Annotated in this window: 22 protein-coding genes; 13 read left to right on the plus strand and 9 right to left on the minus strand. The window is 56.7% G+C overall.

The annotated features are described in order from the left end of the window. The 5 genes from ACN0WX_RS05020 to ACN0WX_RS05040 form a co-directional block, all read left to right on the plus strand. A partial coding sequence (locus ACN0WX_RS05020; protein ID WP_417621206.1) for a DNA-directed RNA polymerase subunit alpha C-terminal domain-containing protein occupies positions 1-274 on the plus strand: 274 nt, incomplete at its 5' end. 79 nt (positions 275-353) lie between these two features. Next, complete coding sequence (gene rplQ / locus ACN0WX_RS05025; RefSeq protein ID WP_417621207.1) at positions 354-776, plus strand: 50S ribosomal protein L17; 423 nt, start codon at positions 354-356, stop codon at positions 774-776. Between the two features lie 85 nt (positions 777-861). After that, positions 862-3,006: a prolyl oligopeptidase family serine peptidase gene (locus tag ACN0WX_RS05030; protein WP_417621208.1), complete on the plus strand. Its 2,145-nt coding sequence runs from the start codon at positions 862-864 to the stop codon at positions 3,004-3,006. A 222-nt stretch (positions 3,007-3,228) separates the two neighbouring features. After that, a complete protein-coding gene (locus tag ACN0WX_RS05035) occupies positions 3,229-3,768 on the plus strand; it encodes a hypothetical protein (protein ID WP_417621209.1) in 540 nt (179 codons plus the stop codon). Positions 3,769-3,889: 121 nt separating this feature from the next. Beyond that, a complete protein-coding gene (locus tag ACN0WX_RS05040; protein ID WP_417621210.1) occupies positions 3,890-4,513 on the plus strand; it encodes a hypothetical protein in 624 nt (207 codons plus the stop codon). Here ACN0WX_RS05040 and ACN0WX_RS05045 read toward each other — a convergent pair. The 6 genes from ACN0WX_RS05045 to ACN0WX_RS05070 all read right to left on the minus strand — a co-directional run bounded on the left by ACN0WX_RS05045 (position 4,510) and on the right by ACN0WX_RS05070 (position 11,162). Continuing rightward, positions 4,510-5,301: an SDR family NAD(P)-dependent oxidoreductase gene (locus ACN0WX_RS05045; protein ID WP_417621211.1), complete on the minus strand. Its 792-nt coding sequence runs from the start codon at positions 5,299-5,301 to the stop codon at positions 4,510-4,512. The genes ACN0WX_RS05040 and ACN0WX_RS05045 overlap by 4 nt on opposite strands. A 1-nt stretch (position 5,302) precedes the next feature. Further along, positions 5,303-6,364, minus strand: coding sequence for a phosphotransferase family protein (locus tag ACN0WX_RS05050; RefSeq protein WP_417621212.1), 1,062 nt, complete (start codon positions 6,362-6,364; stop codon positions 5,303-5,305). Between the two features lie 16 nt (positions 6,365-6,380). Next, complete coding sequence (locus tag ACN0WX_RS05055; protein WP_417621213.1) at positions 6,381-7,466, minus strand: Zn-dependent alcohol dehydrogenase; 1,086 nt, start codon at positions 7,464-7,466, stop codon at positions 6,381-6,383. Between the two features lie 15 nt (positions 7,467-7,481). Continuing rightward, complete coding sequence (locus tag ACN0WX_RS05060) at positions 7,482-8,783, minus strand: acyl-CoA dehydrogenase family protein (protein ID WP_417621214.1); 1,302 nt, start codon at positions 8,781-8,783, stop codon at positions 7,482-7,484. 115 nt (positions 8,784-8,898) lie between these two features. After that, entirely contained in the window at positions 8,899-10,326 is a 1,428-nt protein-coding gene (locus ACN0WX_RS05065) for an MFS transporter (protein ID WP_417621856.1), read from the minus strand. Beyond that, entirely contained in the window at positions 10,326-11,162 is an 837-nt protein-coding gene (locus tag ACN0WX_RS05070; RefSeq protein WP_417621215.1) for an SDR family NAD(P)-dependent oxidoreductase, read from the minus strand. The genes ACN0WX_RS05065 and ACN0WX_RS05070 overlap by 1 nt, the downstream gene beginning before the upstream one ends. Positions 11,163-11,394: 232 nt before the next feature. Here ACN0WX_RS05070 and ACN0WX_RS05075 point away from each other — a divergent pair, with 232 nt between their 5' ends. From ACN0WX_RS05075 to katG, 6 genes are all read left to right on the plus strand, one after another. Further along, positions 11,395-12,588, plus strand: coding sequence for an acyl-CoA dehydrogenase family protein (locus tag ACN0WX_RS05075; protein WP_417621217.1), 1,194 nt, complete (start codon positions 11,395-11,397; stop codon positions 12,586-12,588). Between the two features lie 85 nt (positions 12,589-12,673). After that, positions 12,674-13,810, plus strand: coding sequence for an acyl-CoA dehydrogenase family protein (locus ACN0WX_RS05080; RefSeq protein WP_417621218.1), 1,137 nt, complete (start codon positions 12,674-12,676; stop codon positions 13,808-13,810). A 12-nt stretch (positions 13,811-13,822) separates the two neighbouring features. Beyond that, entirely contained in the window at positions 13,823-14,614 is a 792-nt protein-coding gene (locus tag ACN0WX_RS05085; RefSeq protein WP_417621219.1) for an SDR family oxidoreductase, read from the plus strand. 70 nt (positions 14,615-14,684) lie between these two features. Next, positions 14,685-15,215 carry a hypothetical protein gene (locus ACN0WX_RS05090; RefSeq protein WP_417621220.1) on the plus strand — a complete coding sequence of 177 codons (531 nt, stop codon included), beginning with the start codon at positions 14,685-14,687 and terminating at the stop codon, positions 15,213-15,215. A gap of 111 nt (positions 15,216-15,326) precedes the next feature. Beyond that, on the plus strand, positions 15,327-16,013 hold the full coding sequence (locus tag ACN0WX_RS05095) for a DUF4197 domain-containing protein (RefSeq protein WP_417621221.1): 687 nt from the start codon (positions 15,327-15,329) through the stop codon (positions 16,011-16,013). Between the two features lie 1,566 nt (positions 16,014-17,579). Further along, positions 17,580-19,817 carry a catalase/peroxidase HPI gene (katG, locus tag ACN0WX_RS05100; RefSeq protein WP_417621222.1) on the plus strand — a complete coding sequence of 746 codons (2,238 nt, stop codon included), beginning with the start codon at positions 17,580-17,582 and terminating at the stop codon, positions 19,815-19,817. Positions 19,818-19,900: 83 nt separating this feature from the next. Here the strand turns inward: katG and ACN0WX_RS05105 are convergent, their stop codons facing one another. Next, positions 19,901-20,728, minus strand: coding sequence for an FAS1-like dehydratase domain-containing protein (locus ACN0WX_RS05105; protein ID WP_417621223.1), 828 nt, complete (start codon positions 20,726-20,728; stop codon positions 19,901-19,903). Beyond that, positions 20,728-21,876: an acyl-CoA dehydrogenase family protein gene (locus ACN0WX_RS05110; RefSeq protein ID WP_417621224.1), complete on the minus strand. Its 1,149-nt coding sequence runs from the start codon at positions 21,874-21,876 to the stop codon at positions 20,728-20,730. Before ACN0WX_RS05110 ends, ACN0WX_RS05105 begins: the two co-directional genes overlap by 1 nt. Positions 21,877-22,070: 194 nt before the next feature. Between ACN0WX_RS05110 and ACN0WX_RS05115 the strand changes: the two genes are divergently transcribed. Both ACN0WX_RS05115 and fghA read left to right on the plus strand, forming a co-directional pair. Next, positions 22,071-23,180 carry an S-(hydroxymethyl)glutathione dehydrogenase/class III alcohol dehydrogenase gene (locus ACN0WX_RS05115; RefSeq protein WP_417621225.1) on the plus strand — a complete coding sequence of 370 codons (1,110 nt, stop codon included), beginning with the start codon at positions 22,071-22,073 and terminating at the stop codon, positions 23,178-23,180. After that, positions 23,180-24,007 carry an S-formylglutathione hydrolase gene (gene fghA / locus ACN0WX_RS05120; RefSeq protein WP_417621226.1) on the plus strand — a complete coding sequence of 276 codons (828 nt, stop codon included), beginning with the start codon at positions 23,180-23,182 and terminating at the stop codon, positions 24,005-24,007. Before ACN0WX_RS05115 ends, fghA begins: the two co-directional genes overlap by 1 nt. Positions 24,008-24,045: 38 nt before the next feature. Here fghA and ACN0WX_RS05125 read toward each other — a convergent pair whose 3' ends face one another. Beyond that, entirely contained in the window at positions 24,046-24,783 is a 738-nt protein-coding gene (locus ACN0WX_RS05125) for a FadR/GntR family transcriptional regulator (RefSeq protein WP_417621227.1), read from the minus strand. Positions 24,784-24,815: the final 32 nt, after the last annotated feature.

Here is a 24,815-nt window from a genome sequence, read left to right on the forward strand (position 1 = left end):
CAACCGCTATCTTCTCAAGAAGGTCGACGAACTGGAACTCAGCGTCCGCTCCGCCAACTGCCTCAAGAACGACAATATCATCTATATTGGCGATCTCGTGCAGAAGACCGAAGCCGAAATGCTGCGTACCCCGAACTTCGGCCGCAAGTCCTTGAACGAAATCAAGGAAGTGCTCTCAAGCATGGGGCTGCGTCTCGGCATGGACATCCCCGGATGGCCGCCTGAAAATATTGAAGAAATGGCCAAGAAGCTCGAACAAGAACTGCTCGGCTAACCAGGTTTTGGGCGGTGGCCTTAATCACCGCCTGCTACGGGGTACCTGGAACGGCCCCATAACGAACGGAGTATAGAATATGCGTCATAGAATGAAGGGCCGCCGCATGCAGCGGACCGGTGCTCACCGTCAGGCTCTCCTGAAGAACCTGTCTGCGGCACTGATCAAGCACGAACAGATTCAGACCACTTTGCCGAAGGCAAAGGAACTGCGTCCCTATGTCGAAAAACTGATCACGCTGGGCAAAAGAGGCGGCCTGTCCAATCGTCGTCTTGCGCATGCGCGTTTGATGGACGAAACCCAGGAAAAGAAACTTTTCGAGGTTCTTTCCGAACGTTACAGCGATCGCAATGGCGGTTATACCCGGATCATTCGGGCCGGTTTCCGTAGCTCCGACGCGGCACCGATGGCCGTGATCGAACTGGTTGACCGGGACGAAGATGCCAAGGGTCAGGATAGCGGACCGGACCAGAATGCCGGGGATGAATACGAAGAGGCGTAAGTCCTTCATCCACGATACAGTTTCATTTGATATGAGAGGCCGTGAGCGATAAGCTTGCGGCCTCTTTTCTTTTGCCGGGGTAGATATGCGCTTTCTCACCATTTTAACATTGGCCACTGGATTGGCTGCCACTTCTCCCGCTTTGGCCGACCATCATGAAAACAAGGACAATCCGCTGACCTATCCGGAAACCAGGACCGTTGATGTGGTCGAAGAACAATTTGGCGAATATATTTCCGACCCTTATCGCTGGCTGGAAAATGACGTTCGCGAGGATAGCGAGGTGGCGGAATGGGTGAAGGCGCAAAATGCGGTCACCGATGCCTATCTCGAAAAGCTGGAAGGGCGCGAGGTCCTGGCGCAATCTATGGAACAGCTGTTCGATTATGATGACCTGGGTATTCCGGTCGAGGCTGGTGGCAAATATTTCTACGAGCGCAAAAGCGGTGGCCAGAATCAGGCAGTGCTTTATGTCCGCGACGGTATCGACGGCGAGGAACGGATGCTGATTGATCCGGCTGGCTGGTCAGAAGATGGAGCAACGGCGCTCGCCGAATGGAAGCCTTCCGGTGATGGCAGCCTTCTGGTCTATGCGATTCAGGATGGCGGGTCCGACTGGCGGACGCTGAAGATTCTGGATGTGACAACGGGAGAGGTCCGGCCGGATACGATTGAGTGGGCAAAGTTCACCGATCTTGCATGGATGCCGAATAATGTCGGAATTCTCTATTCCCGCTTTCCGGAACCGGACGAAGGTGCGGCCTTTCAATCGTTGAACGCGAACCATGCGGTCTATCTGCACCTCATTGGCGCGGATCAGGCGAAGGATACGAAAGTCTACGCCACTCCCGATCAGCCGGAACTCAACCATACGGCGGAACTAACCTCGGACAAGGAATGGGTGGTGATCACTTCATCCTCCGGCACCGATGAACGCTATGAAATCACTCTGGTCAAGGTCGATGCGCCAAAGCTGGAAACGCGCAAACTGGTGCGTGGTTTTGACAATGACTGGCAACTGATCGATGGCGTTGGCGATACGCTTTATTTTGTGACCAACAAGGACGCGCCGCGTCTGCGTGTGGTCAAGACCGATATCGGCGCGGACCAGCCCGAGTTTACCGAACTGGTTCCGGAAGATGAAGCGGTTATTCGTGGTGCGATGATTGTCGGAAAGACATTGGTTGTCAGCTATCTGGCCGATGCAAACAGCCAGCTCTCGCTGTTTGATCTCGATGGCAAGGCGCAGGGGACGCTAGATCTGCCCGGTCTCGGGCAGGTGCAAAGTCTGAGCGGTTCGATGAAGAGCGACAGCGGCTTCTTCGCATTTGCCAGCTTCAACCGACCGACCACTATTTTCCGCTATGATGGAAAATCCCCACCGATGATCTGGGCCAAGCCATCTTTGCCCTTTGACCCCGAGGCCGTTGCTGTGACCCAGCGATTCTACAAGAGCAAGGACGGCACCCGCATTCCGATGTTTCTGGTACATATGAAAGGCCAGGACTTGTCGCAGGGTGCACCGACGCTGCTCTACGGTTATGGCGGGTTCAATATCTCGGTATTGCCGCAATATAAGCCGGCGTGGATGGCGTGGATCAAGGCCGGTGGCGTATTTGCCTCCGCCAATCTGCGTGGCGGCGGCGAATATGGCAAGGAATGGCACGATGGCGGTCGCTTGCAGAACAAGCAGAATGTTTTCGATGATTTTATCGCCGCCGGTGAATATTTGATTTCCGAAGGCATTACGCCGGAACACGGCCTCGCGATCGAAGGGCGTTCCAACGGCGGGCTGCTGGTCGGTGCCGTCACCAACCAGCGACCCGACCTTTTTACGGCTGGCCATGCCGCCGTCGGCGTGATGGATATGCTCCGGTTCGACCGGTTTACCGCCGGGCGCTATTGGGTCGATGATTATGGCTATCCGAACAAGGAAGAGGATTTCCAGACGTTGCTCGCCTATTCTCCTTATCATAATCTGACAGACGGGATTGATTATCCTGCGTTGATCGTATCGACGGCGGATACCGATGATCGGGTCGTCCCTGGTCATAGCTTCAAATATACGGCCCGGTTGCAGGCCTTGAATACGGGCGACGAGCCCCATCTAATCCGTATCGAGACCCGGGCCGGCCATGGCAGCGGCAAGCCGACCGACAAGCTGATCGAAGAATATTCGGATATTTATGCCTTTCTGGCACATGCTATCGGGCTTGAACTGGCAAAATAGGCCCGATCTGCGTGACCATATATTTGTCGCACTGCGATTGCGACAGCGTGCGGATATAAGCAGGCGTCGCGTCGATCTTGGTGGATTTTATTCGTTCATATAAATGGCCATAAAGATGAACGACTGCTGTCAGGCCAGTTCAGCCTTCACTCAAAGCAAATCCCCTAGAAGAGCTTTGCAAGCTCGGGAAATGGTTTCGGGCAGTGTGAAAGGAAAGTGGACATGAACAAGTTAAACAAAGCTCTTGTCGGAACCGCTGCTGCTGCTGCAATGGCTGTTTCTGCAACCCCTGCAATGGCAAAGGACGGCCGCCATAACGGCCCGAGTGCCGGTGAGGTCATTGCCGGCGTCGCGATTGTCGGCGCGATTGCCGCGATCGCGAGTTCCAGCAACAAGGACCGAAGCTATCGTAATACCAGCTATCGTGGTGACCGGTATAATGACCGTTACAACCACGGCCGTTACAACGATACGCGCTATAGTAATGGCTATCGCCAGATCGGTCAGCGGCAGGCCGTGAACCAATGTGTCCGCGCCGCCGAATATCAGGCTACGCGCCGTGGACGAGCCAGCGTAACCGATATCCGCGATGTCGACCGGACGCGCTACGGCTATCGTGTCAAGGGTAAGATTCTGGTCGAACAGGGACGCGGTCGCTATCAGCGAAACCGATATTCCGATCAAGGCAAGTTTACTTGCTATGTCGAAGGCAACCGGGTGAGCGACGTTCGGTTCAGCGGCCTAAACTATGCCCGGCGCTAGAGAGTTCGCACCTCTCTGATGACTGAAAAATGGTTCAGCCTGGTGACAGGCTGGGCCGTTTATGTTGAAGGTAAATACGGTTTTCGGGCTATGGAATCCGTATCAAACAGGGGTATCTGACATGACTATGCTGACACGAATTTCCGCTCTTGCAGCTTCCACCGCGTTGATTTTTGCCGGTGTATCGCCAGCGATTGCAGCACCGATCCATCCGGGCATGGCTCCCGCTCCTATGATCGATAAGGCTTCGCTCGGCTGGAATGCAGACAGCGACAAGGCAGCAGGCTGGCGCAGCTATCGTGGATATCGCGGACATCGTCGCCATCGCGACCGGATTGACGGCGGCGATATTCTCGCCGGCATCCTGGTAATCGGTGGCATTGCCGCGATTGCGAGCGCGGCGTCAAATAGCAATCGTGATCGTCGCTATAACGACCGCGATTATCGCAGCAAGAACTCCCGCTACGAAAATCAGCGCTATGATGACCGGCGCGATGATCGGGGTTATGACCGGGGAACCGGCGATATGGAAGCTGCGATCAACGCCTGTTCTGATGCCGCTGAACGGCAAGCGGGGCGTGATGCCCGTGTGTCCGTCGTCCAGTCGGTGGCCCGTGATGGCGACGGCTGGCGGGTCGAAGGTGAACTATCCAACAGTGACCAGCGTACATTTCTCTGCGGCGCGACCCAAGGCCGCGTCGATTTCGTGCAAATCGGGGACGGCGACCTCGCCTTTGCGAACTAGACCGCTGTCCGGCCAAAATCCTGACGTGTGACCGGGTGCGATGCACTCAGTCCGCCATCAACCGCAATCGCTTGTCCGTTGACGTAGGATGAGCGGTCGGAGGCAAGGAAGAGGGCGACTTCTGCCATCTCTATCGGCGCCGCACCACGGCGCAGCGGGTTGAGATAGCCCAAGCGGTCTTCCTTCCCCTTCTCGCGCGCCTTGTCATAAATAAACTGTGTCATGCCGGTTTCGGTGATGCCCGGACAGATGGCGTTGCAGCGGACGTTGGACGTCGCAAATTGCTGCGATGCAACTTTCACCAGATTGATTACACCGGCCTTGGATGCCGAATAGGCGGGGCCACCCGCGCCGGAACGGATGCCGGCGACGCTCGCGGTGCAGATGATCGAGCCACCATGTTTGCTTTCGGCAATCACCTTGCCGGCATATTTGCAGGCCAGAAAAGGTCCGATCAGGTTGACGCGCAAAACTTCCTGCCATTCAGCGACGCTGCTGTCGAAAATCCCTTCAAAGCCACCACCGATACCGGCGTTGGCAAAGAAAACATGCAGATCGCCAAAGCGCTGTTCCGCCGCGTCCACGAGCATTTCAACATCGCCTTCGGATCCGGCATCGGCCTTGATCGCGATGATATTGCCATCGGAACCTTTGGCGGTTTCCTCCACCTCGTCGGTGACATCGCTGGCAATGACCTTTGCCCCATGCTGGGCGAAAAGAAGGGCGGAAGCCCGTCCGATGCCGCTACCGGCTCCGGTGACAATGGCGACTTTATCCTTGAGATCCATATTAGGCTCCTGCGCGCTTGGCCGCTTCCCACCCTGCTCGCGCCAAGGGTGTCACCCGGTCAGACATTTCGGCAGCTGCGGCACTATTGGCTGTACCGTCGGCAACCCGTTTTTGAATGCCCTGCAGGATAGCAGCAATGCGGAACAAATTATAGGCGAGATACCAATCCATCGGCGGCAGCTCTTTCATGCCCGATTTCTCGCAATAGCGAGCAATGGCTTCTTCCCGTGTGGGAATGCCCAGCGCGGCGAGGTCGATGCCTTTCAACCCGCTGCGGCCTTCCGGCTCCATTTCATAGGCCATCAGCCAGTAAGCGAAATCCGCAATCGGATCGCCGAGCGTCGAGAGTTCCCAGTCGAGTACCGCGATGACCTTGGGCTCGTCATGGGCGAAGATCATATTGTCCAGCCGGTAGTCACCATGGACAATGCCAAAGCTTTTCTGCTCGGGGATGGTCTTGGTCAGCCACTCGATCAGCTGGTCCATTTCCGGAATTTCCTGAAGCTCGGACAGTCGATATTGTTGCGTCCAGCGAGAAATCTGACGTTCGCAATAATTGCCGGGCTTGCCGTGCTTCTCCAGACCGAGTTCGGCCGGGTCGTAGCTGTGGAGCAGGGCGAGCGTGTCGATCATCTCGTGATAGATTGCCTTGCGTTCCTGCGGATCGCTGTCGGGCAGGGCGCCATCCCACAAGGTCCGGCCATCGGCCATGCCCATGACGTAGAACATCGTGCCGATGACACTGTCATCCTCGCACAGGCCATAAGGTTTGGCGACCGGAAATCCGGTGGGATAGAGGCCCGCAATTACCCGAAACTCGCGATCAACCGCATGGGCCGATGGCAGCAATTTGCCGAATGGTTTCTTGCGCAGAACGTAAGAAGTGGTCGGCGTGTCTATCTTGTAGGTGGGGTTTGACTGGCCGCCCTTGAATTTGCTCAGGCTGATCGGTCCGGTGAAGCCCTCGACATTGGCCTCCATCCAGCGCGTCAGGCTCGCTTCATCCAGTTTGTCCTTTTCCGGCACGTCCATTGTGCCGACCATATCAACCTGTGGGTTCATGGAAGTCCCTCTTCCTTTATCCGAAGGTGATCACGGACCGCGCCGCATCACCTTTTTCCATTTTCTCAAAGCCGTCGTTGATCCGCTCTAGCGGGATCGTTTCGGCGACAATACTATCCAAATCCAGTAATCCGCGCAGATAAAAGTCGACCAGACGGGGAATATCCACCGGGAAACGGTTGGACCCCATCAGCACGCCCTGCAATTTCTTGCCGGAGAGCAGATCCATCGCGCCCAGCCCGACCTTGTGGTCGAGCGGCATCATCCCGAGTATGGTTGCGGTGCCGCCGCGCTTGAGCGACCCGACCGCGAGATCGCCGGACGCGGGACGCCCAACGGCCTCAATCGCGTGATCGACGCCGCCTGCCGTCATTTCGACAATTTGTTCGGCTGCATCTTCCGCCATTGCGTCAATCACGTCAGTGGCGCCCAATTTGATAGCCAGTTCGCGTTTTTCGGCAATCGGGTCCGCGGCGATAATGCGTCCGGCGCCGGCAATTTTTGCTGCATTGATGGTGGCGAGACCAACCCCGCCACAGCCGACAACCGCTACGGTTTCACCCGGCGTGACCTTGCAGGCATTGAAAATGGTACCTGCACCCGTGGTTACGGCGCAGCCGATAACAGCAGCGCGATCCAGCGGCATGTCGGGATTGATCCGTACGCAGGCATGTTCGTGAATCAGCATCTGCTCGGCAAAAGCAGAGAGATTGAGCATCTGTCCGACGGCCGTGCCATCTGGCCGGGTGATGCGCGGGGGCTCCTCGGGCGCGCGTCGCGTGTCCGCGCCGAGACACAAGGACATCCGGCCAGACACGCAAAACTCGCAGTGGCCGCAATAGGCCGACAGGCAGGAAACCACGGCATCGCCGACCGCGACGGTGCGAACCTCGCTGCCAATCGCCTCGACAATACCCGCCGCTTCATGCCCCGGAATCGCGGGCAGCTCATACGGATAGCTGCCGTTGATGAAATGCAGATCCGAATGGCACAGCCCACAGGCCGCCGTTCGGATCAGCACTTCATGCGGTCCCGGCTTGGCGATTACGACATCTTCTATTTCGAGCGGTTTGCCCGCCTCAACCAGAACAGCGGCTTTCATGGCCATCGCCTCCCTTTAGCGTGTGACGGCAAGATCACCCGAGGAGAAATCCTCTTTCATTTTGCTGCCTTCGGCGGTTTCGGCATATTTGCCATATTCCATCTTGGCGATCGTGCGATTGTGGACTTCATCGGGACCATCGGCGAGACGCAGGGTCCGTTGATGGGCATAGGCACTGGCGAGGCCATAGTCATCACTAACACCGCCGCCGCCATGCGCCTGGATCGCGTCATCAATGATTTTGAGCGCCATCGTCGGAGCCTGAACCTTGATCATGGCAATTTCCGCCTTGGCATATTTGTTGCCGACCTTGTCCATCATGTCCGCCGCTTTCAGGCAGAGCAGGCGGCTCATGTCGATATCGATGCGGGCACGAGCGACGCGCTCATCCCAGACGCTATGTTCGGAAATGCGTTTGCCGAATGCGATGCGTGATTGCAGGCGCTTGACCATTTTCTCCAGCGCTTCTTCGGCGACACCAATGGTCCGCATGCAGTGATGGATACGACCGGGACCGAGGCGACCCTGGGCAATTTCAAAGCCGCGGCCTTCGCCGAGGATGATGTTGGCCGCAGGAACGCGGACGTCCTTCATTTCGACTTCCATATGGCCGTGCGGTGCATCGTCATAGCCGAAGACCGGCAGGTGGCGGATGACGTTAACGCCGGGCGCATCGGTTGGCATGAGAATCTGCGACTGCTGCGTATAGCGGCTGCCCTCGAACGTGGTCTTGCCCATGACGATTGCGATTTTGCAGCGCGGGTCGCCGAGGCCCGAGGACCACCATTTGCGGCCGTTGATAACATATTCGTCGCCATCGCGGACAATGGCGGTTTCGATATTGGTCGCGTCGGAGGATGCAACGGCTGGCTCGGTCATCAAGAAAGCGGAGCGAATTTCGCCGTTCATCAGCGGGCGCAGATATTGCTCTTTCTGTTCCAAAGTGCCGTAGCGGTGGAACACTTCCATATTGCCGGTGTCGGGTGCCGAGCAATTGAACACTTCCGAGGCGAAGCCGACCCGGCCCATCTCTTCAGCGCAAAGCGCATATTCGAGGTTGGTCAGGCCGGGGCCTTCGAATTCAAACGTATCGTCAATATGCGGCAGGTTCGGGTTGGAAGGGGGCATGAACAGGTTCCAGATGCCGGCTTCCTTGGCTTTCTTCTTTTCTTCCTCGACCACTTGCAGAACCTTCCAGCGTTCGCCGGTTGATTCTTCTGCATGGAAATCAGCCATGCGGGGTCGAAGGTGAGTCTCGATATGATCGCGCACCCGGTTGCGCCAATATTCCTGCTTTTCGGTGAGATCAAAATCCATGCCCAAGTCCTTTTCTTAGTTCTTATAATTTAACTATGCGATTAACTTATCAGAGGCAGCGCCGCTTTGCCACAGCGAAAGCGTCCACCCGGAGCAGTTTTTCATTCTATCATCTTCATTTCACTGCCGGCATTGCCGCAGCCAGCTTCGATATCCGCTCGCCATGATCCCGCTCGCTCAGCGGAAACAGAGTGTAGGCCCATGTTCCGGCAAGACCAATCACGGTCACTATTGACACGAATATCAGTGACAGATTGTCGACAATCTCAGGATCAACGCTGCCGGGCACCGCCTGCGCGGGCAACTGGATGAAGGAGATAATCAGGCCAGATAGCAAGATCCCCATGCCACCGACCATTTTTTGCATGAACCACATGCCGGATGAGAACAGGCCTTCCGTACGCTTGCCAACTTCAAATGCATAGGCATCTGCAACATCGGCCATCATCGACATGGTCAGGATCATCGCAGAGATGCTGGCCGCAATTCCCATGACGATAAAGACGAACAGACTGGGAATGAGATAGGCTGAACCGGGTTGCGGAAAAAGATCGATCATACGCAGCCAGTAGGGCGCAGTGCCTGTTATCACTGCAAACAGCGTCAACAAAGCGGCTCCCCTGGGTTTGCCGGTCCGCTTGGAAATGGGAGTGACCAGTAAAAATGCCAGAATGACGCCGATGAAGAGAACGGCAGAATAGAGTGTCATTTCCGCTGAACCAAATTCCCATACATGAGTCAGAAGATACGGCGTCATCGCAAATGTCAGTCCCTGGTTGGTAAACGCGAAAACGCCGGCGAACATCAATAAAAGAAAAGGTGAATACCGGAAGGCGGACAGCATTTCCGAAAAACCTTCCGCAGTTTTCGTTTGCGCGCTCTCTGCCTTGTATCGCTCCACCATCCGCTTATGTGTGCTGAGCGCCGACACCAGAACGGAAATCGCCATGATGCAGGCGCCAGTGATGGCAAAGGCCGAATAGCCATCGACGTTGAGCAGTCCGACGGGATATTTTTCATTCGGTACAAGCAAAGCGCCATAGGCGAGAACCATGATGCCGAGACCACTCGCCCAGCCGAACAAGGTACGATAGCGCAACGTGCTGGTGCGATCATGATAATCCCGGCTGAGTTCCGGAAGCAGCGCGAGCGAGGGAACCTCATAGGCAGACAATGTGATCCGAACCAGCATTGCCATCGCCAGAAGATAGAAAAATTGTAGCGTGGCGCTGGCCTCGGGTGGATGCCACAAGAGCAACCATGCGACCGCGATAGGAATGGCCGCGCCATATAACCATGGATGACGACGACCGATCGGGGTTCTGGTCCGATCCGTCATCTGGCCGATCAGGGGGTCAATGAATGCATCAACGAACAATGCAATTGCAATCGCCAGACTGACGATATCGGCTCGCATGCCGATGACCTGATTGTAATAATAAAGCAGAAAAACAGAAAAACCGTTATCCTTTATCCCATAGGCGGAGGCCCCAAAGCCGTATAGAATCTTGGTCTTGAGCGGTAGCTTGTCCGAAATCACCATCAACGCAAATGCTCCGGCAAGATCATATCGAGCATGCCGGGTATTTCGGGGTTCCAGCTGCCCGGTGTGCCGACGAGCATGCCGCCGTCAACGAGCAAATGGGTGCCGGTGACAAAGCCTGCCGCATCGGACGCCAGATAGGCCGCCGCTTCGGCAATATCACTGGGAACTCCGGGACGGGCAACGGGCTGCGCATTGGCGGCCGCCTGACCGAGAACCGCATTTATCTCTTGGGCTTCCTCTTTGTTGGCACCGACCGATGACGAGAAAATATTGGTCTGGATGAACCCGGGGCATATTGCATTCACCCGGATATTATATCGCGCAAGCTCGGCAGCCGCGACCTTGGACAGGTGCAATACTCCGGCTTTGGCAGTGGAATAGGCAATAGGGCCGTAGCCTGCCTGAAATGCACAGATAGACGCTGTATTGACGATTGCTCCACCACCACGCTGCTTGAGATGAGGGGCGGCGTGGCGAATACCCATCGCAACGGATTTGAGCAATAATGCCATGGCAAAGTCCCAGTCATCGCCGCTGATCTCGTCTATGGCATCACGGGGCCCGCCGGCACCGGCATTGTTAAACAAGATATCAATGCCTCCGGTTTCCTCGGCAGCATAGTCCATCAGCGCCTTGACGTCGCTTTCCTGTGTGACATCGCATTTCCGGAACAGAAAGCCGTCGCCCATTGCTGACATCATCGCGGTGCCTTCCGCATCATCGATGTCGCCCATTATAACGGTGGCACCCTCACGTAGAAAAAGTTCGACGCTGCTGCGCCCGATACCCGATGACCCGCCGGTTATTACCGCGGTTTTGCCCTTAAATCGCATCCTCTTGCGTTCCCTTTTTTTGTCACATTAAAGCGGTGATGCTGTGGAGCGTCAATCGCTTATGCTGGCCGAGCTTGTTTCCGTTACGGAATTCAAATGACCGGTTGGTCGTGGAAAAACTTTCTGTCAGATTCCCCGATTTTTTTTCGGCGTCATGCCAAGGGAATCATTGAATCAATCAACGCAATTATGATAGTCCAACTTTAATTAATCAATTAAAAGGAAATTCGTGATGTCCGATCTTGAAACATTCCGGGCGGAGACCGCCGCATGGCTCGAAGCCAATTGTCCGCCGGAGATGCGCGAACCCATGGTTGACGAAAGCGATGCCTGTTGGGGTGGACGCAATCCGACATTCAAGCCGGGTCAAAAAGAATGGCTGGATATCATGGCTGCCAAAGGCTGGACGGTGCCCGACTGGCCAAAAGAATATGGCGGTGGCGGATTGTCACGCGCCGAAGCGAAAATCCTCGGTCAGGAAATGGCGCGGCTGAAATGCCGCTCGCCCTTGTCGAGTTTCGGCATCTGGATGCTTGGCCCCGCGCTGCTGCATTTTGGTACCGAAGACCAGAAAAAGCATTTCCTGCCGCCGATTGCGCGCGGGGAAGTCCGCTGGTGTCAGGGCTATTCCGAACCCGGTTCCGGTTCCGATCTCGCCTCGCTGCAAACCAGCGCCGTCGATCAGGGCGATCATTTTCTGGTCAACGGCCAGAAGATCTGGACCAGCTATGCCGACAAGGCTGACTGGATTTTCTGCCTGACCCGGACCGACAAGAATGAAAAGCACAAGGGTATTACCTTCATGCTTTTCGACATGGCAAGTGAAGGTGTCACGACCAAGCCGATCGAACTGATCTCCGGTGCTTCGGCTTTCTGCGAAACATTTTTCGATGATGTGAAAGTGCCCAAGACCTACGGCGATGGCGTGTCCTCGGTTGTCTATGAAGTCAACAAGGGCTGGGACGTGGCCAAATATCTGCTCGGCCACGAACGCAGTATGATTTCCGGGCAGGGCGGGTCGGCCGGTGGTTCACTGGGCGCAAAATTCGCAGACCAGATCGGTCGGGACGAAATGGGCCGTCTCGATGATCCGATGCTGCGGGCTCAACTGGCGGACATGGATATCGAGCTTCTTGCTTTTCGTGCAATGGCGGAACGGTTCGGCGATACGTTTAAGGCCGGTCTCTGTCACCCTGCGCAGCCCAATATGATGAAATATGCCGGTACGGAGTTGAACAAAAGCCGCCACGAACTGATCATGTCTGCGGGTGGCAGCGATGTGCTGGAATGGGAAAGCGATGCCAGCAACGGTGGCCTGACCGCGCGCGACTGGCTGCGGACCAAGGCCAACAGCATCGAGGGCGGTACCAGTGAAGTGATGCTCAACGTAATTTCCAAACAGATTTTGCGCCTGCCGGGCGCCTAGCAGGACCGGCGCACGATCCTGCGCCGATCTGAAATGCATGCCATGCTGGTGCTCATCGCGCCAAGAATTTAACAAGGACTAGATAATGCCGTTATATTTGAACGAAGATCAGCAGATGCTGCACGACAGCGCCGCCGAATTTATGAAAGGCGAGGCGCCGGTTTCGCACCTTCGCGAGTTTCGCGACAAACAGTGCAAGGATGGTTTCTCGCACGCGCTTTGGAAACAATTCGCGGAGATGGGCTTTACCGGCATATTGATCGGCGAGGAAGAAGGCGGGCTCGGGCTCGGCCATGTCGAAGCAGGCGTGGTGCTGGAGGAAATCGGCCGCAATCTGACCCCTTCGCCTTTCCTGACAACCGCGGTTGCCGGCGTGGAAGCGCTCAACGCGGGCGGCAAGGCTTTGCGCGACAAATATTTTCCCGGCATTATCGCCGGTGAAACGGTTCTGGCGCTGGCGATTGATGAAGGCGCGAAACACCGTCCCGACCAGATCAGCATGGCGGCGACCCGCGAAGGCAATGGTTTCAAGCTCGACGGCAAGAAGCAATTTGTCGTGCAGGGCGGTTCGGCGGATATGCTGATCGTTGCGGCGCGGACCAGCGGCGCCGCCGGGGACGACAAAGGGCTAACCCTTTTCGCGGTCGATGCCGATGCAGCAGGCGTGTCGCGAGGCAGCGCGCGGCTGGTGGATAGCGCGATGGCAGCGCATGTGCAATTTGACGGCGTGACGGTTGATGCCGACGCAGTCATCGGCGAGGTTGACGAAGGGGATGCCGTCCTGCGTCGCTTGCTCAACGCTGGTCGTTCGGGTGCGGCTGCCGAAACATTGGGCGTGGGTGCCGGTGCGATGGATATCACGGTCGATTATATCAAGGGCAGAAGCCAGTTCGGCACGCTGATCGGTTCGTTCCAGGCGCTGCAACACCGCATGTCCCATCTTTATAGCGAGATGGAAATTGCACGGGCGACCGTATTGAAAGCCCAGCAGATGCTCGATGAAGGATCATCCAAAGCAGAGCTGATGGTGTCGGTGGCCAAGGCCAAGGCCGGGAAAGCCACGGCGCTTTCGGTCAAGGAAGGCGTCCAGATGCACGGCGGCGTTGGCATGACCGACGAATATGATATCGGCCTCTATATGAAGCGTGATCGTGCGCTGCAGGAATTCATGGGTGATGCTAATTATCACACCAATCTCGTTGCTGAAATGCACGGCTATTAAAGGATAATGATGATGGATTTTAACAAACTTTTCTCTCTCGAAGGTCGTGTCGCACTCGTAACCGGCGGCCAGCGTGGTATTGGTGCGATGATCACCGAAGGCTTCCTGGCGCAGGGCGCAAAAGTCTATATTTCCGGGCGCAAGGCGGATCAGGGCGAGGCGGCCGCCGCGGAATTTGGTGATAATTGCACCTATATTCAGGGCGATATTTCAACTTATGAAGGCTGCAAGGCACTGGCTGCAGAAATTGCGTCCCGCGAAGAGAAGCTCGATATTCTCGTGAACAATGCCGGTGTCGCCTGGGGCGAGGAATATCTCTCTTTCCCGGAAGCCGGCTGGGACAAGGTCATGGACACCAATGTCAAAGGCCTGTTCTTTCTGACCCAGGCCCTGCATCCGCAATTGAAGGCTGCCGCCAGCTTCGAGCAGCCGGCCAAGGTCATCAACATCGCGTCGATCGACGGCATGAAGGTCAATCCGTGGGAGACCTACAGCTATCAGGCCTCCAAGGCTGCGGTCATTCACCTGACCCGCAAAATGGCGTCCAAGCTGGTGCAGGAGGATATCATCATGACGGGCATCGCTCCCGGTGCCTTCGCCTCGACCATGAACAAGGCGGCCCGCGATCACGAAGATGCTGTGGAAAAGGGCATTCCTGCGAAACGCATCGGTCGGCCCGAGGATATGGCGTCAGCAGCGGTGTTCCTTGCCAGTTCCGCCGGGGATTATGTCGTCGGTACGACCATTCCTGTCGATGGCGGTATCGTCAATGCGTCTAATCCCGGGGCTTCGATCGACGGCTAATTCCGGTTTGCCGCTTGACGCGATAGGCTCCAGACTGTATTAATCGAGCAATACAGTCTGGAGAACTCGCATGTCCAAAAATAATCTGATTTTACTGGCCGCTTTGCCGCTCGCCCTGTCGGCTTGCAGCAAGGTCGAAAATGGCTCCGGTGAGAGCGGGGGCTTGTCGATCGACTTCAGCGAAGAAGACAAGTCGGACGACGAGAAAATCAAAATCGGCGGTGGCGGAGAAGACAGCAAATTCTCGATCAAGGCTGACGGTTTTTCGATGGAAGTCGATTTGCCATCGATTACGCTCAACAGTGATGACTTCGACATGAACAATGTCGACCTCTATCCCGGCAGTCGGGTGACCAGCTTCGATATCCAGGACAAGGATGACCAGGGTGGTAAAGTACAAATCAGCTTCAAGGCTCCCCTCGATGCCGACAAGCTGGCTGATTGGTATGAAACGCAACTGACCGGCAATGGTTTTGAAGTTGTACGAGATGGAACGAAATTGTCCGGCACAACTGATGAAGGGGACCCGTTTTCGTTGGTGTTGACCGCGCACTCGGCGGAAGAAGCGAAGGGCAAATTGGAATTTTCCGAAAGGAAATAATGCCGGAAAACTACGCTAGTTTGCAGGATTTTACCCTAATCGAACAGGTTGTTCAGGGGTAAGCCAACGGATTATGCTATGATCACCTGAAACAATTCAGGAGAAATGATCATGCGTCACGGAAAATCCTCTGGTCAAATATTTGCCACCATCGCCCTTGCAACGGCCCCGTTGGCGTTGATACCCCTTGCCGCTACACCAGCTGCGGCACAAAGCACGGGTGTGAAGGGTATATTGGGTGACGCTTCCGACAATGCGCTCGACAAGCTGTCCGAGCCGGGAGCTTTTTACGCAGACAAGGCGGTCCGTGTGTTGCTTCCCGGTCCGCTGCAGAAGGCGACCAGCATTTTGCGATTCACCAGCAAGGCCGGCCTGACGAAGGATATCACGAAAACACTGAATGATGCGGCGGGCAGGGCGGCTCTGGAAGCCAAGCCCGTGTTTCGCTCGGCGATCGACAATCTGACCCTGCAGGATGGTGTTGGCATTGCCACCGGCGGGAAAACGGCTGGCTCCGATTATCTCCGGCGCACGTCGGGTGAAGAACTCGCAATCAAAATCCGTCCGCTGGTGGAAAAGGCTCTCGGCGATCTGGGAGCCTATGAGCAAGTCGAAAAGTTGGGATCAATCTCCTCGCTGGCCCGCCTGGGCGGTGCCGATTTTTCCCGAGACGGCCTGACCGACAGTGTCACGGACCAAGCCATGGATGGCATTTTCACCTATATTGGCAGGGAAGAGGCGAATTTCAGGCGCAATCCGCTCGACAAGGGCAAGAAGCTGCTCAAGGGTATTTTCTAGTAATTTCAATGTCGAAAAGCCACGTTGCATGGCAGGAAATCAATTTGCAAGTTGCAAAACATGCAATAAGTTGATCTCCGTTTTCAATTGAAACCCAATCCTTTTACGCCCACTTCCAGTCCATAAGTTACGCAGGAACAGAGATGTTTGATTGGCGTTGGAATAAGGAGAAAATCCATGAGAACGCTTTTCAATATTATCGCCGCCTTTTCCGTTAGCAGCATTTTGTTGCTCTCGACGGTTCAGGTCTGAGGCAAAAAGTTACAATCCCGGCTGCTGCATCCTCCTCCCGAACTAGGCGCCGGGGTTGGTCCAACGGTCCGGTTCTTTCACCTCCCCCTCCCGAGTGAAAGGCCGGACCAGCGGACAAATTCTTCGCAAATTCCGCGAACAACCGCTTTCCAGATCTTATCCACCGCCTTGGCAGGAGTTTTCCACCACTTAGTGCAAGTGCTGTGGATAACTTGCCAATTTCCATTAGGTGCGACTCGATGTTGAGAGTCATATATCGGTCATCGGAAGGGAAACGGACGATCCAGCGACCAGTCAGCAATGACCCGCAGGAACGAACAGGAACTGGAAGATGGTCGAGACGGCCAGTTTGTTTTTCGCAAGAAAAGGAAAATGATCTCTCGGCGGATGATCGGAGAAAGACCGAGAAGGGAAGGCGCAAGCCCGAACGGATCAGACGGACGAAGATCATCAGGTGACTGGACCAGGTACGGGTTGGGAACCGAAGCGAGGAAGCGCAAGCGGAAACGTGGAAAACCACTAACCATTAACGTAGCCGGACCGGAAACCGGACGCCGAACAAGCGGCAGCTGGAATCGCAAGAGGACAGTAGCCCCAACAGAGGCGCAGCGGGAGCTTATCTTCGGGTAAGCTCCCGTTTTTTTTTTGAGCCGTTGCGGAAATCGCACAGGCGAAATGATCAGCGAAATGAATGATATCAGCAGCACGGATCACTCGCCGGCCTGATCAACGCTGCTCGTCTCGGGCCATGAGGAATGGCACGCTGTAAAAGGTACGATTCGAGAGCGGAATCCGAAGGCCCGAGCATGGCATACGGTTTGTGTGCGGTTGAGGGAGCACGGACAATCAAGCTGGCGTCCGCCAAATCTCGGCGGGCCGAGCTGATGAATTTAAGTTAATTTTTCATTGACCAGTGATCATTATCACAGGGCGCTCACAAAGACTCAGTTAACAAGATTTTACAGCATCGATTTGATAGAGCTTGGCATTTCGCTCGATTCCGATGCTGGACCAAGCCCTTTTAGGGTATCCAGGAGAAGTTCGGCGGTTATTGCGACCCGACCGCCGAGCTTCTTTTGTTGTGTCTTGTTGATTTCAGTGATCGCTTTTCCCGGCCCGGGTATGCTGTTTGCAGGATAAGCAGCCCTGCCAACCCTTCTTCTATATTTCGGAATTCCAACGATCGCTCCCGAACGCCTCGGTCGCGAAGTTAATCGATATGTTCGATTACACTCAGGAAATTTACTGGTTTCGTCATCCCGTCAAGTGAGCCTAGAGTTTGCGCATAGTTCGTGGAAGAAGAAGGAGAGAAAGATGTTCAAGTCACAAGTTTCGCTGTTCGCATTACTGGCAGCGTCCATGACGCCGGTTATGCTTGCAAGCCCGGCCCAGGCCCAGAAAACGGTTGTTCAAGACCCGCCGGGAGCAATGTCCAACAAGGACTGGTGGCCGCAAAGCCTTGATCTGGCGGCGCTCCGCCAGCATGAGGCGCAGTCCAATCCCTACGGTGCCGATTTTGACTATGCCGCCGAATTTGCGACACTCGACCTTAATGCGGTCAAGGAGGACATTCGCAAGGTTCTGACCACTTCGCAGGATTGGTGGCCAGCTGATTATGGTCACTATGGGCCATTTTTCATTCGTATGGCCTGGCACAGCGCTGGCACCTATCGCGTCGGCGACGGGCGCGGTGGCTCGGACGGCGGAGAGCAGCGGTTTGAGCCGCTCAACTCCTGGCCCGACAATGTCAGTCTCGACAAGGCGCGCCGTCTGGTCTGGCCCATCAAGCAAAAATATGGCCGCAAGCTGTCCTGGGGTGACCTGATGGTGCTGACCGGTAACGTGTCGCTTGAGGATATGGGTTTCAAGACCATCGGCTTTGCTGGCGGTCGTGTTGACGCCTGGCAGCCCGATTTGGTGTTCTGGGGCCCCGAGGCGAAGATGCTCGCCGACAACCGCCGCGACGGCAAGGGCAATCTCAAGGGCTCGCTTGCTGCGACGCAAATGGGTCTGATCTATGTCAATCCGGAAGGTCCGAACGGCAATCATGATCCGCTGTCGGCGGCGGCTGATATCCGCCGTGCTTTCGGCAATATGGCAATGAACGACGAGGAAACGCTCGCATTGATCGCCGGTGGTCACACGTTCGGCAAGGCGCACGGTGCGCACAAGCCCGATGAATGCATGGGTGCGGAGCCATCCGCAGCCGGTGTTGAAAGCCAGGGCCTGGGCTGGGCGAATAAATGTGGCAAGGGCAATGCCGAAGATACGATTACCAGTGGTCTGGAAGGTGCGTGGTCGGCTAATCCGATCGCCTTTACCAACCAATATCTCGACAATCTGTTTGGTTTCGAGTGGGTCAAGGTCAAGAGCCCGGCCGGTGCAACGCAGTGGATCCCGAGCGATCCAAATGCTGCAAACATGGTTCCTGATGCCCATATTCCGGGCAAAACCCATGCGCCGATCATGTTCACCACCGATATTGCGGTCAAGGAAGATCCCGGCTTCCGCAAGATTGCTGAACATTGGCATAAAAATCCCGATGAATTTGCAGCGGCCTTTGCTCGCGCATGGTTCAAGCTGACCCACCGTGATCTCGGCCCGTCGGCTCGCTACCTTGGTGCCGATACGCCGAGCCAGAGCTTCATCTGGCAGGATCCGCTGCCGGCTGCTGATCATGCGATGATCGGCGATACGGATGTAGCGCAGCTCAAGTCGAAAATCCTGGCTTCCGGCCTGTCCACATCAGAACTGGTTCGGACGGCCTGGGCCTCGGCTTCGACCTTCCGTGGCAGCGATATGCGCGGAGGGGCCAATGGTGCGCGGCTGCGGCTGGAACCGCAACGCGGCTGGGCGGTCAACGACCAGGCGGAGCTGACCAAAGTGCTCGGCAAGCTGGAAACAATCCAGAAGGATTTCAACCAGAAGGCCAAGGGCGGCAAGCAGGTTTCGCTCGCGGACCTGATCGTGCTGGGCGGCAATGCTGCGGTTGAACAGGCGGCGGACAAGGCTGGCCACAAGGTCAGTCTGCCGTTCACACCCGGACGGGTGGATGCCTCGCAGGAACAGACCGACGCGGCATCTTTCGCCTATCTCGAGCCCAAGGCGGACGGCTTTCGCAACTATTATGCCTCCGGTGCCGATCTGGCGCCAGCGGCGGCACTGGTGGACAAAGCCGATGCGCTCAACCTGACGGTTCCGGAAATGACGGTGCTGGTCGGCGGGCTGCGGACGCTGAATGCCAATGCGGGCAAGTCGTCCAACGGCGTGTTCACCGCTAATCCGGGTCAACTGAGCAACGACTTTTTCGTCAATCTGCTCGACATGAAAACCAAATGGTCGAAGTCGGGCGCCGATATGGGATTGTACGAGGGTCGCGATCGCGACACGGGCAAGCTGGTCTGGACCGCAACCCCGGTTGATCTGATTTTCGGATCGAACTCGGAATTGCGTGCTGTTTCGGAAGTTTATGCTTCGGATGATGCCGGCCAGATGTTTGCCGACGACTTCGCCGCAGCCTGGACCAAGGTGATGAACGCCGACCGTTTCTAGGCCGTGTTTGAAAAATGGAAAGCCCGGTGGCCGCGTGTTCCGCAGCCGCCGGGCTTTTTGCATCCGGTTTACTGTAGGTGAGGCTAGATCGTCGCCCGAGCAGCCATGATTTCCTCGCTGTCATTGCCGAGAACGGCGAGTGTGATATTCTCGCCCTCCTGTTTGCCCACCAGATAAATGGCGGCATTGACGAATGCCGGGCAATGTCCCCGGAAGGAAAAGCTTGCGAGCTGGTTAGGGCCGAATTCCCTTGCCGCAAGGTTCAGCAACAATGTCGCCATCAGCGGGCCTTGAACGACAAGTCCGGGATAGCCTTCTTCCTGCATCGCATAGGGGCGATCATAATGGACGCGGTGACTGTTGAATGTCAGCGCTGAATAGCGGAACAGCAAGGTTTCCGAGGGGACGATCCTCTGCTGCCAGTCCCAGCCCCGAAGGTCCGGCACAGCGGTGCTGGTCGGGCTGGCCGGTGCTGCCGTTGTCCCCGGTTCCCGATAGACGATATTTTGCCGTTCCCTGATTGCCACCTGTGCGCCCACGCGCGTTTCATGATCGACAGCGACAAATACCAGATTGCCCGACTTGCCTGACTTTTCTTCAATGCTGACGACGGTCGACACGCGCGATATAGCATCACCCGGCTGCAGCGGATGGTCGAAAGAGACGCTGCTCGACGCCCACATGCGGCGGGGCAGGGGGATGGGCGGCAGGAAGCCGCCTTTTGCCGGATGGCCGTCCTCCGCCAGCTGTGCCGTCGGTGCATCGGGCAGGCAGAGGCACCAGTGCAGCCCCTGCGGAACATCGTCAGTGACCGGCCGGTCGATAGTCGCGCAATAGCGTTGCAGCAGGCCCGGGGTTATGGTGTCGTGGCGCGTCTCGCTCTTGCCGATCCAGTCTGCCCAGCCGGTCATCAATAGCTCCTCGGCAGGCCCAGCACATGTTCGGCGACATAGGAGAGGATCATATTGGTGCTGATCGGGGCGACCTGATAAAGCCGGGTTTCGCGGAATTTGCGCTCGACATCATATTCGGCGGCGAAACCAAATCCGCCATACGTCTGGACGCAGGCTTCTCCCGCGGCCCAGCTCGCCTCGGCGGCGAGCATCTTGGCCATATTGGCTTCCTCGCCGCAATTTTCGCCCGCTTCATATTTGCGCAGGCCTTCATGGACCAGCAGTTCCGCAGCACGCATCTGCGCATAGGCGCGGGCGATCGGGAATTGCACACCCTGATTCTGGCCGATGGGCCGGTCGAACAGGACCCGTTCCTTGGCATAGGCGGTCGCCTTTTCGATAAACCATTTGGCGTCGCCAATACATTCTGCCGCGATCAGCAGCCGCTCGGCATTCATGCCCGACAATATATAGCGAAAGCCATTGCCTTCCTCGCCGATCAGATTGGTGGCGGGCACCCGCATATTGTCAAAAAACAGCTCGGTGGTGCTGTGGTTCATCATTGTCTCGATCGGGCGGATGGTGAGGCCGTTGCCCAGCGCCGCGTTCATGTCGACGAGAAAAACCGACAGGCCATCGGTGCGTTTGCTCGCCTGATCGCGCGGTGTGGTGCGCGCCAGCAACAGCATCAGGTCGCTATGCTCGGCGCGGCTGGTCCATAATTTCTGGCCATTGATGACATAGTCATCGCCGTCCCGCTTGGCGAAAGTCTTCAGCGCCAGTGTGTCGGTACCGCTGGTCGGTTCGGTCACGCCAAAGGCCTGCAGGCGCAATTCACCGGTGGCAATCTTCGGCAGATAGTGGGATTTCTGTTCTTCCGATCCGTGCCGCAAGACCGTGCCCATGATATACATTTGCGCGTGCACCGCGCCGCCGTTGCAGCCCTGCGCCTGGATTTCTTCCAATATTGCGGCAGCCGCTGAAATCGGCAGGCCGGCGCCGCCATATTCTTCCGGGATCAGTGCCGCAAGATATCCCGCGCTGCCGAGAGCGGTGACAAAATCGGTCGGATATTCACGCGCCTTGTCCCGTGTCCGCCAATATTCACCGGGAAATTTCTGGCAAAGCTTGACAACTTCCTCGCGGATAGAGGTGTAATCCTGCATCAATTCGGGTTCTCCCTGTGAACATGTCATTGAAACGATCTGGGTAGGAAGATCAACTGCCAATCAGGAGAGCTTTGACAAGCGACGCGACAGGCATATGGATTGGTTCGATGAAATTATGCGGTCTGCCTTGCGAATGACGATCAGTTTGGCTTACAAGGCCGCAAATTACTCAATAGAGGAACACCCCCATTATGAAGACCCGCGCAGCCGTTGCATTTGAAGCCAAAAAGCCACTTGAGATAGTCGAACTGGATCTGGAAGGCCCGAAGGCCGGGGAAGTGCTGGTCGAGATCATGGCGACGGGCATTTGCCACACTGACGCCTACACGCTGGACGGGCTGGATAGCGAAGGAAAATTTCCCAGCGTTCTCGGTCATGAAGGTGCCGGGATCGTGCGCGAAGTGGGCGCGGGTGTTACCTCGGTGGCGCCCGACGATCATGTCATTCCGCTCTACACGCCGGAATGCCGCCAGTGCAAAAGCTGCCTGTCCGGCAAGACCAACCTGTGTACCGCCATCCGATCGACTCAGGGACAGGGTCTGATGCCCGACGGCACCAGCCGGATGTCCTACAAGGGCGAGACCATCTATCATTATATGGGCTGCTCGACCTTCTCGAACTTCATCGTTGTGCCGGAAATTGCGGTCGCCAAAATCCGCACCGACGCGCCGTTCAACACCAGCTGCTATATCGGTTGCGGTGTCACCACTGGCGTCGGCGCGGTGACCAACACGGCAAAAGTGGAGCCGGGTGCGAATGTCATCGTCTTCGGTCTCGGCGGCATCGGCCTGAACGTTCTGCAGGGCGCGCGCATGGTTGGCGCGGACAAGATCATCGGTGTCGACATCAACGATGACCGTGAAGAATGGGGCAAGAAATTCGGCATGACCCATTTCGTCAATCCGAACAAGATTTCCGGCGATATCGTCGAGCATCTGGTGGCGCTGACCGATGGCGGCGCAGATTATACTTTTGATTGCACCGGCAATACCGATGTCATGCGCCAGGCACTGGAGGCCTGCCACCGCGGCTGGGGCGAAAGCATCATCATCGGTGTCGCCGAGGCCGGCAAGGAAATTTCGACCCGGCCGTTCCAGCTGGTCACCGGACGCGTCTGGAAAGGCACGGCCTTTGGCGGCGCGCGTGGCCGGACCGATGTCCCGAAAATCGTCGACTGGTATGTCAACGGCAAGATCGAAATTGACCCGATGATCACCCACACGCTGTCGCTGGAAGAGATTAACAAGGGCTTCGATCTGATGCACGCCGGCGAAAGCATCCGCAGCGTCGTGGTCTTTTAATGGAAACCGTCTCCACAAATAGAAGTTTTGCCGGGACGCAGGGGGTCTATTCCCATGCGTCCGCCGAGACCGGAACCGATATGACCTTTGCGGTCTATGTTCCTGATCATGAGGAGGGCGCGAAGCTGCCGGTTGTCTGGTTTCTGTCCGGCCTGACCTGTACCCACGCGAATGTCATGGAAAAGGGTGAATATCGCAAGGCGGCGAGCGAGCTGGGCCTGATCATCGTCGCACCCGATACATCGCCGCGCGGCGAGCAGGTGCCCGACGACGAAGCCTATGACATGGGTCAGGGCGCCGGCTTTTACGTCGATGCCACGCAAGCGCCATGGTCGGAGCATTTCCGGATGCGCAGCTATATCGAAAAAGAACTGCCGACCCTGATCGCCCAGGAATTTCCGGTCGATATGGGGCGGCAGGGAATATTCGGCCATAGCATGGGCGGCCACGGCGCCCTCACGATCGCGCTGCGCAATCCGGACCGGTATCAAAGCGTCTCCGCATTCGCGCCAATTGTTTCACCGCTCCACTGCCCGTGGGGCGAAAAGGCGCTCGGCGGCTATCTCGGCAGCGATCAAGCGGCATGGCGGGAATATGATGCCTGCGCCCTGATCGAGGGCGGCGCGCGGGTCGCCGATATCCTGGTCGACCAGGGGACGGCGGACAATTTTCTCGACGAACAACTGAAGCCGCAATTGCTGGTTGAAGCCTGTGCGCTGGCCGATATCCCGCTGCAGCTGAATTTGCGCGAGGGCTATGACCACAGCTATTATTTTATCTCGACGTTCATGGCCGACCATCTGCGCTGGCATGCCGAACGGCTTTGACGGGCAGGGTAAATCCTCTCCGACCCGGGAGCGCGCCCTCATTCGGTCGGTGCAGATATCTGCCGAATGATGGCGCGGCGGTTGTTGCGATCCGCTTCGAAGCGAGCCAGTTCTCCGTCACCTTCGAGTATGGCATGGATAATCCTCTGCCGGCCCGACTTCCATAATTCCAGGCCAATCAGGCCCCGGTAGACAGAATGTTCCGACTGATTGACCGAGATATTGAGCGTCACGCGCGTCAGCAGTTCGAAGAGCGGGCGGTTGACCATTTTGAACAGCAGATTCTGGAACTGCTGCTCGATGGCAGCCATTGATTCCTCATCCGGACACTGTTCGACCGGGTCCAGAAACCGGGTGAGCGCATCGAGCAGCAAGGCATCGCGACAATCCGCCGCCGCCGCCGCCAGTTCGGTGAAGAGCAGCGAAGTCATGTCGAGCGCTTCCTTCCATGTCGAAGGCTCCCCCCGCATATAGGCCGCCAGCGTTCGTTCCAGCACCTCGGCCGTTGGCCGCTTGCCGTAATAGCCGCCATTCGGGCCCCGGCGGGCAGCAAGCAGGCCCTCGTTTTCCAGCACGCGCGCCGCTTGCTGTATTGTTACAATGCCGACGCCAAGCTGGCTGGCCAGACCCGACAGCGATCCGATGCGTTGCTCGGGCGCATGATCGAAAATCATAAGGCGCAGCCGTTCTATCACGCTGTCGACAAGGCTGGGCCGATCTGGTCGCGTCGATGATCCACTGGTGGATATCCGCTTTTTCCGGGTCGCATCGGCCATCCGGCAATCTCCTCTAAAGCACAATTATATGC

This window comes from Parasphingorhabdus sp., from assembly GCF_048269915.1.
Classification (GTDB): domain Bacteria; phylum Pseudomonadota; class Alphaproteobacteria; order Sphingomonadales; family Sphingomonadaceae; genus Parasphingorhabdus.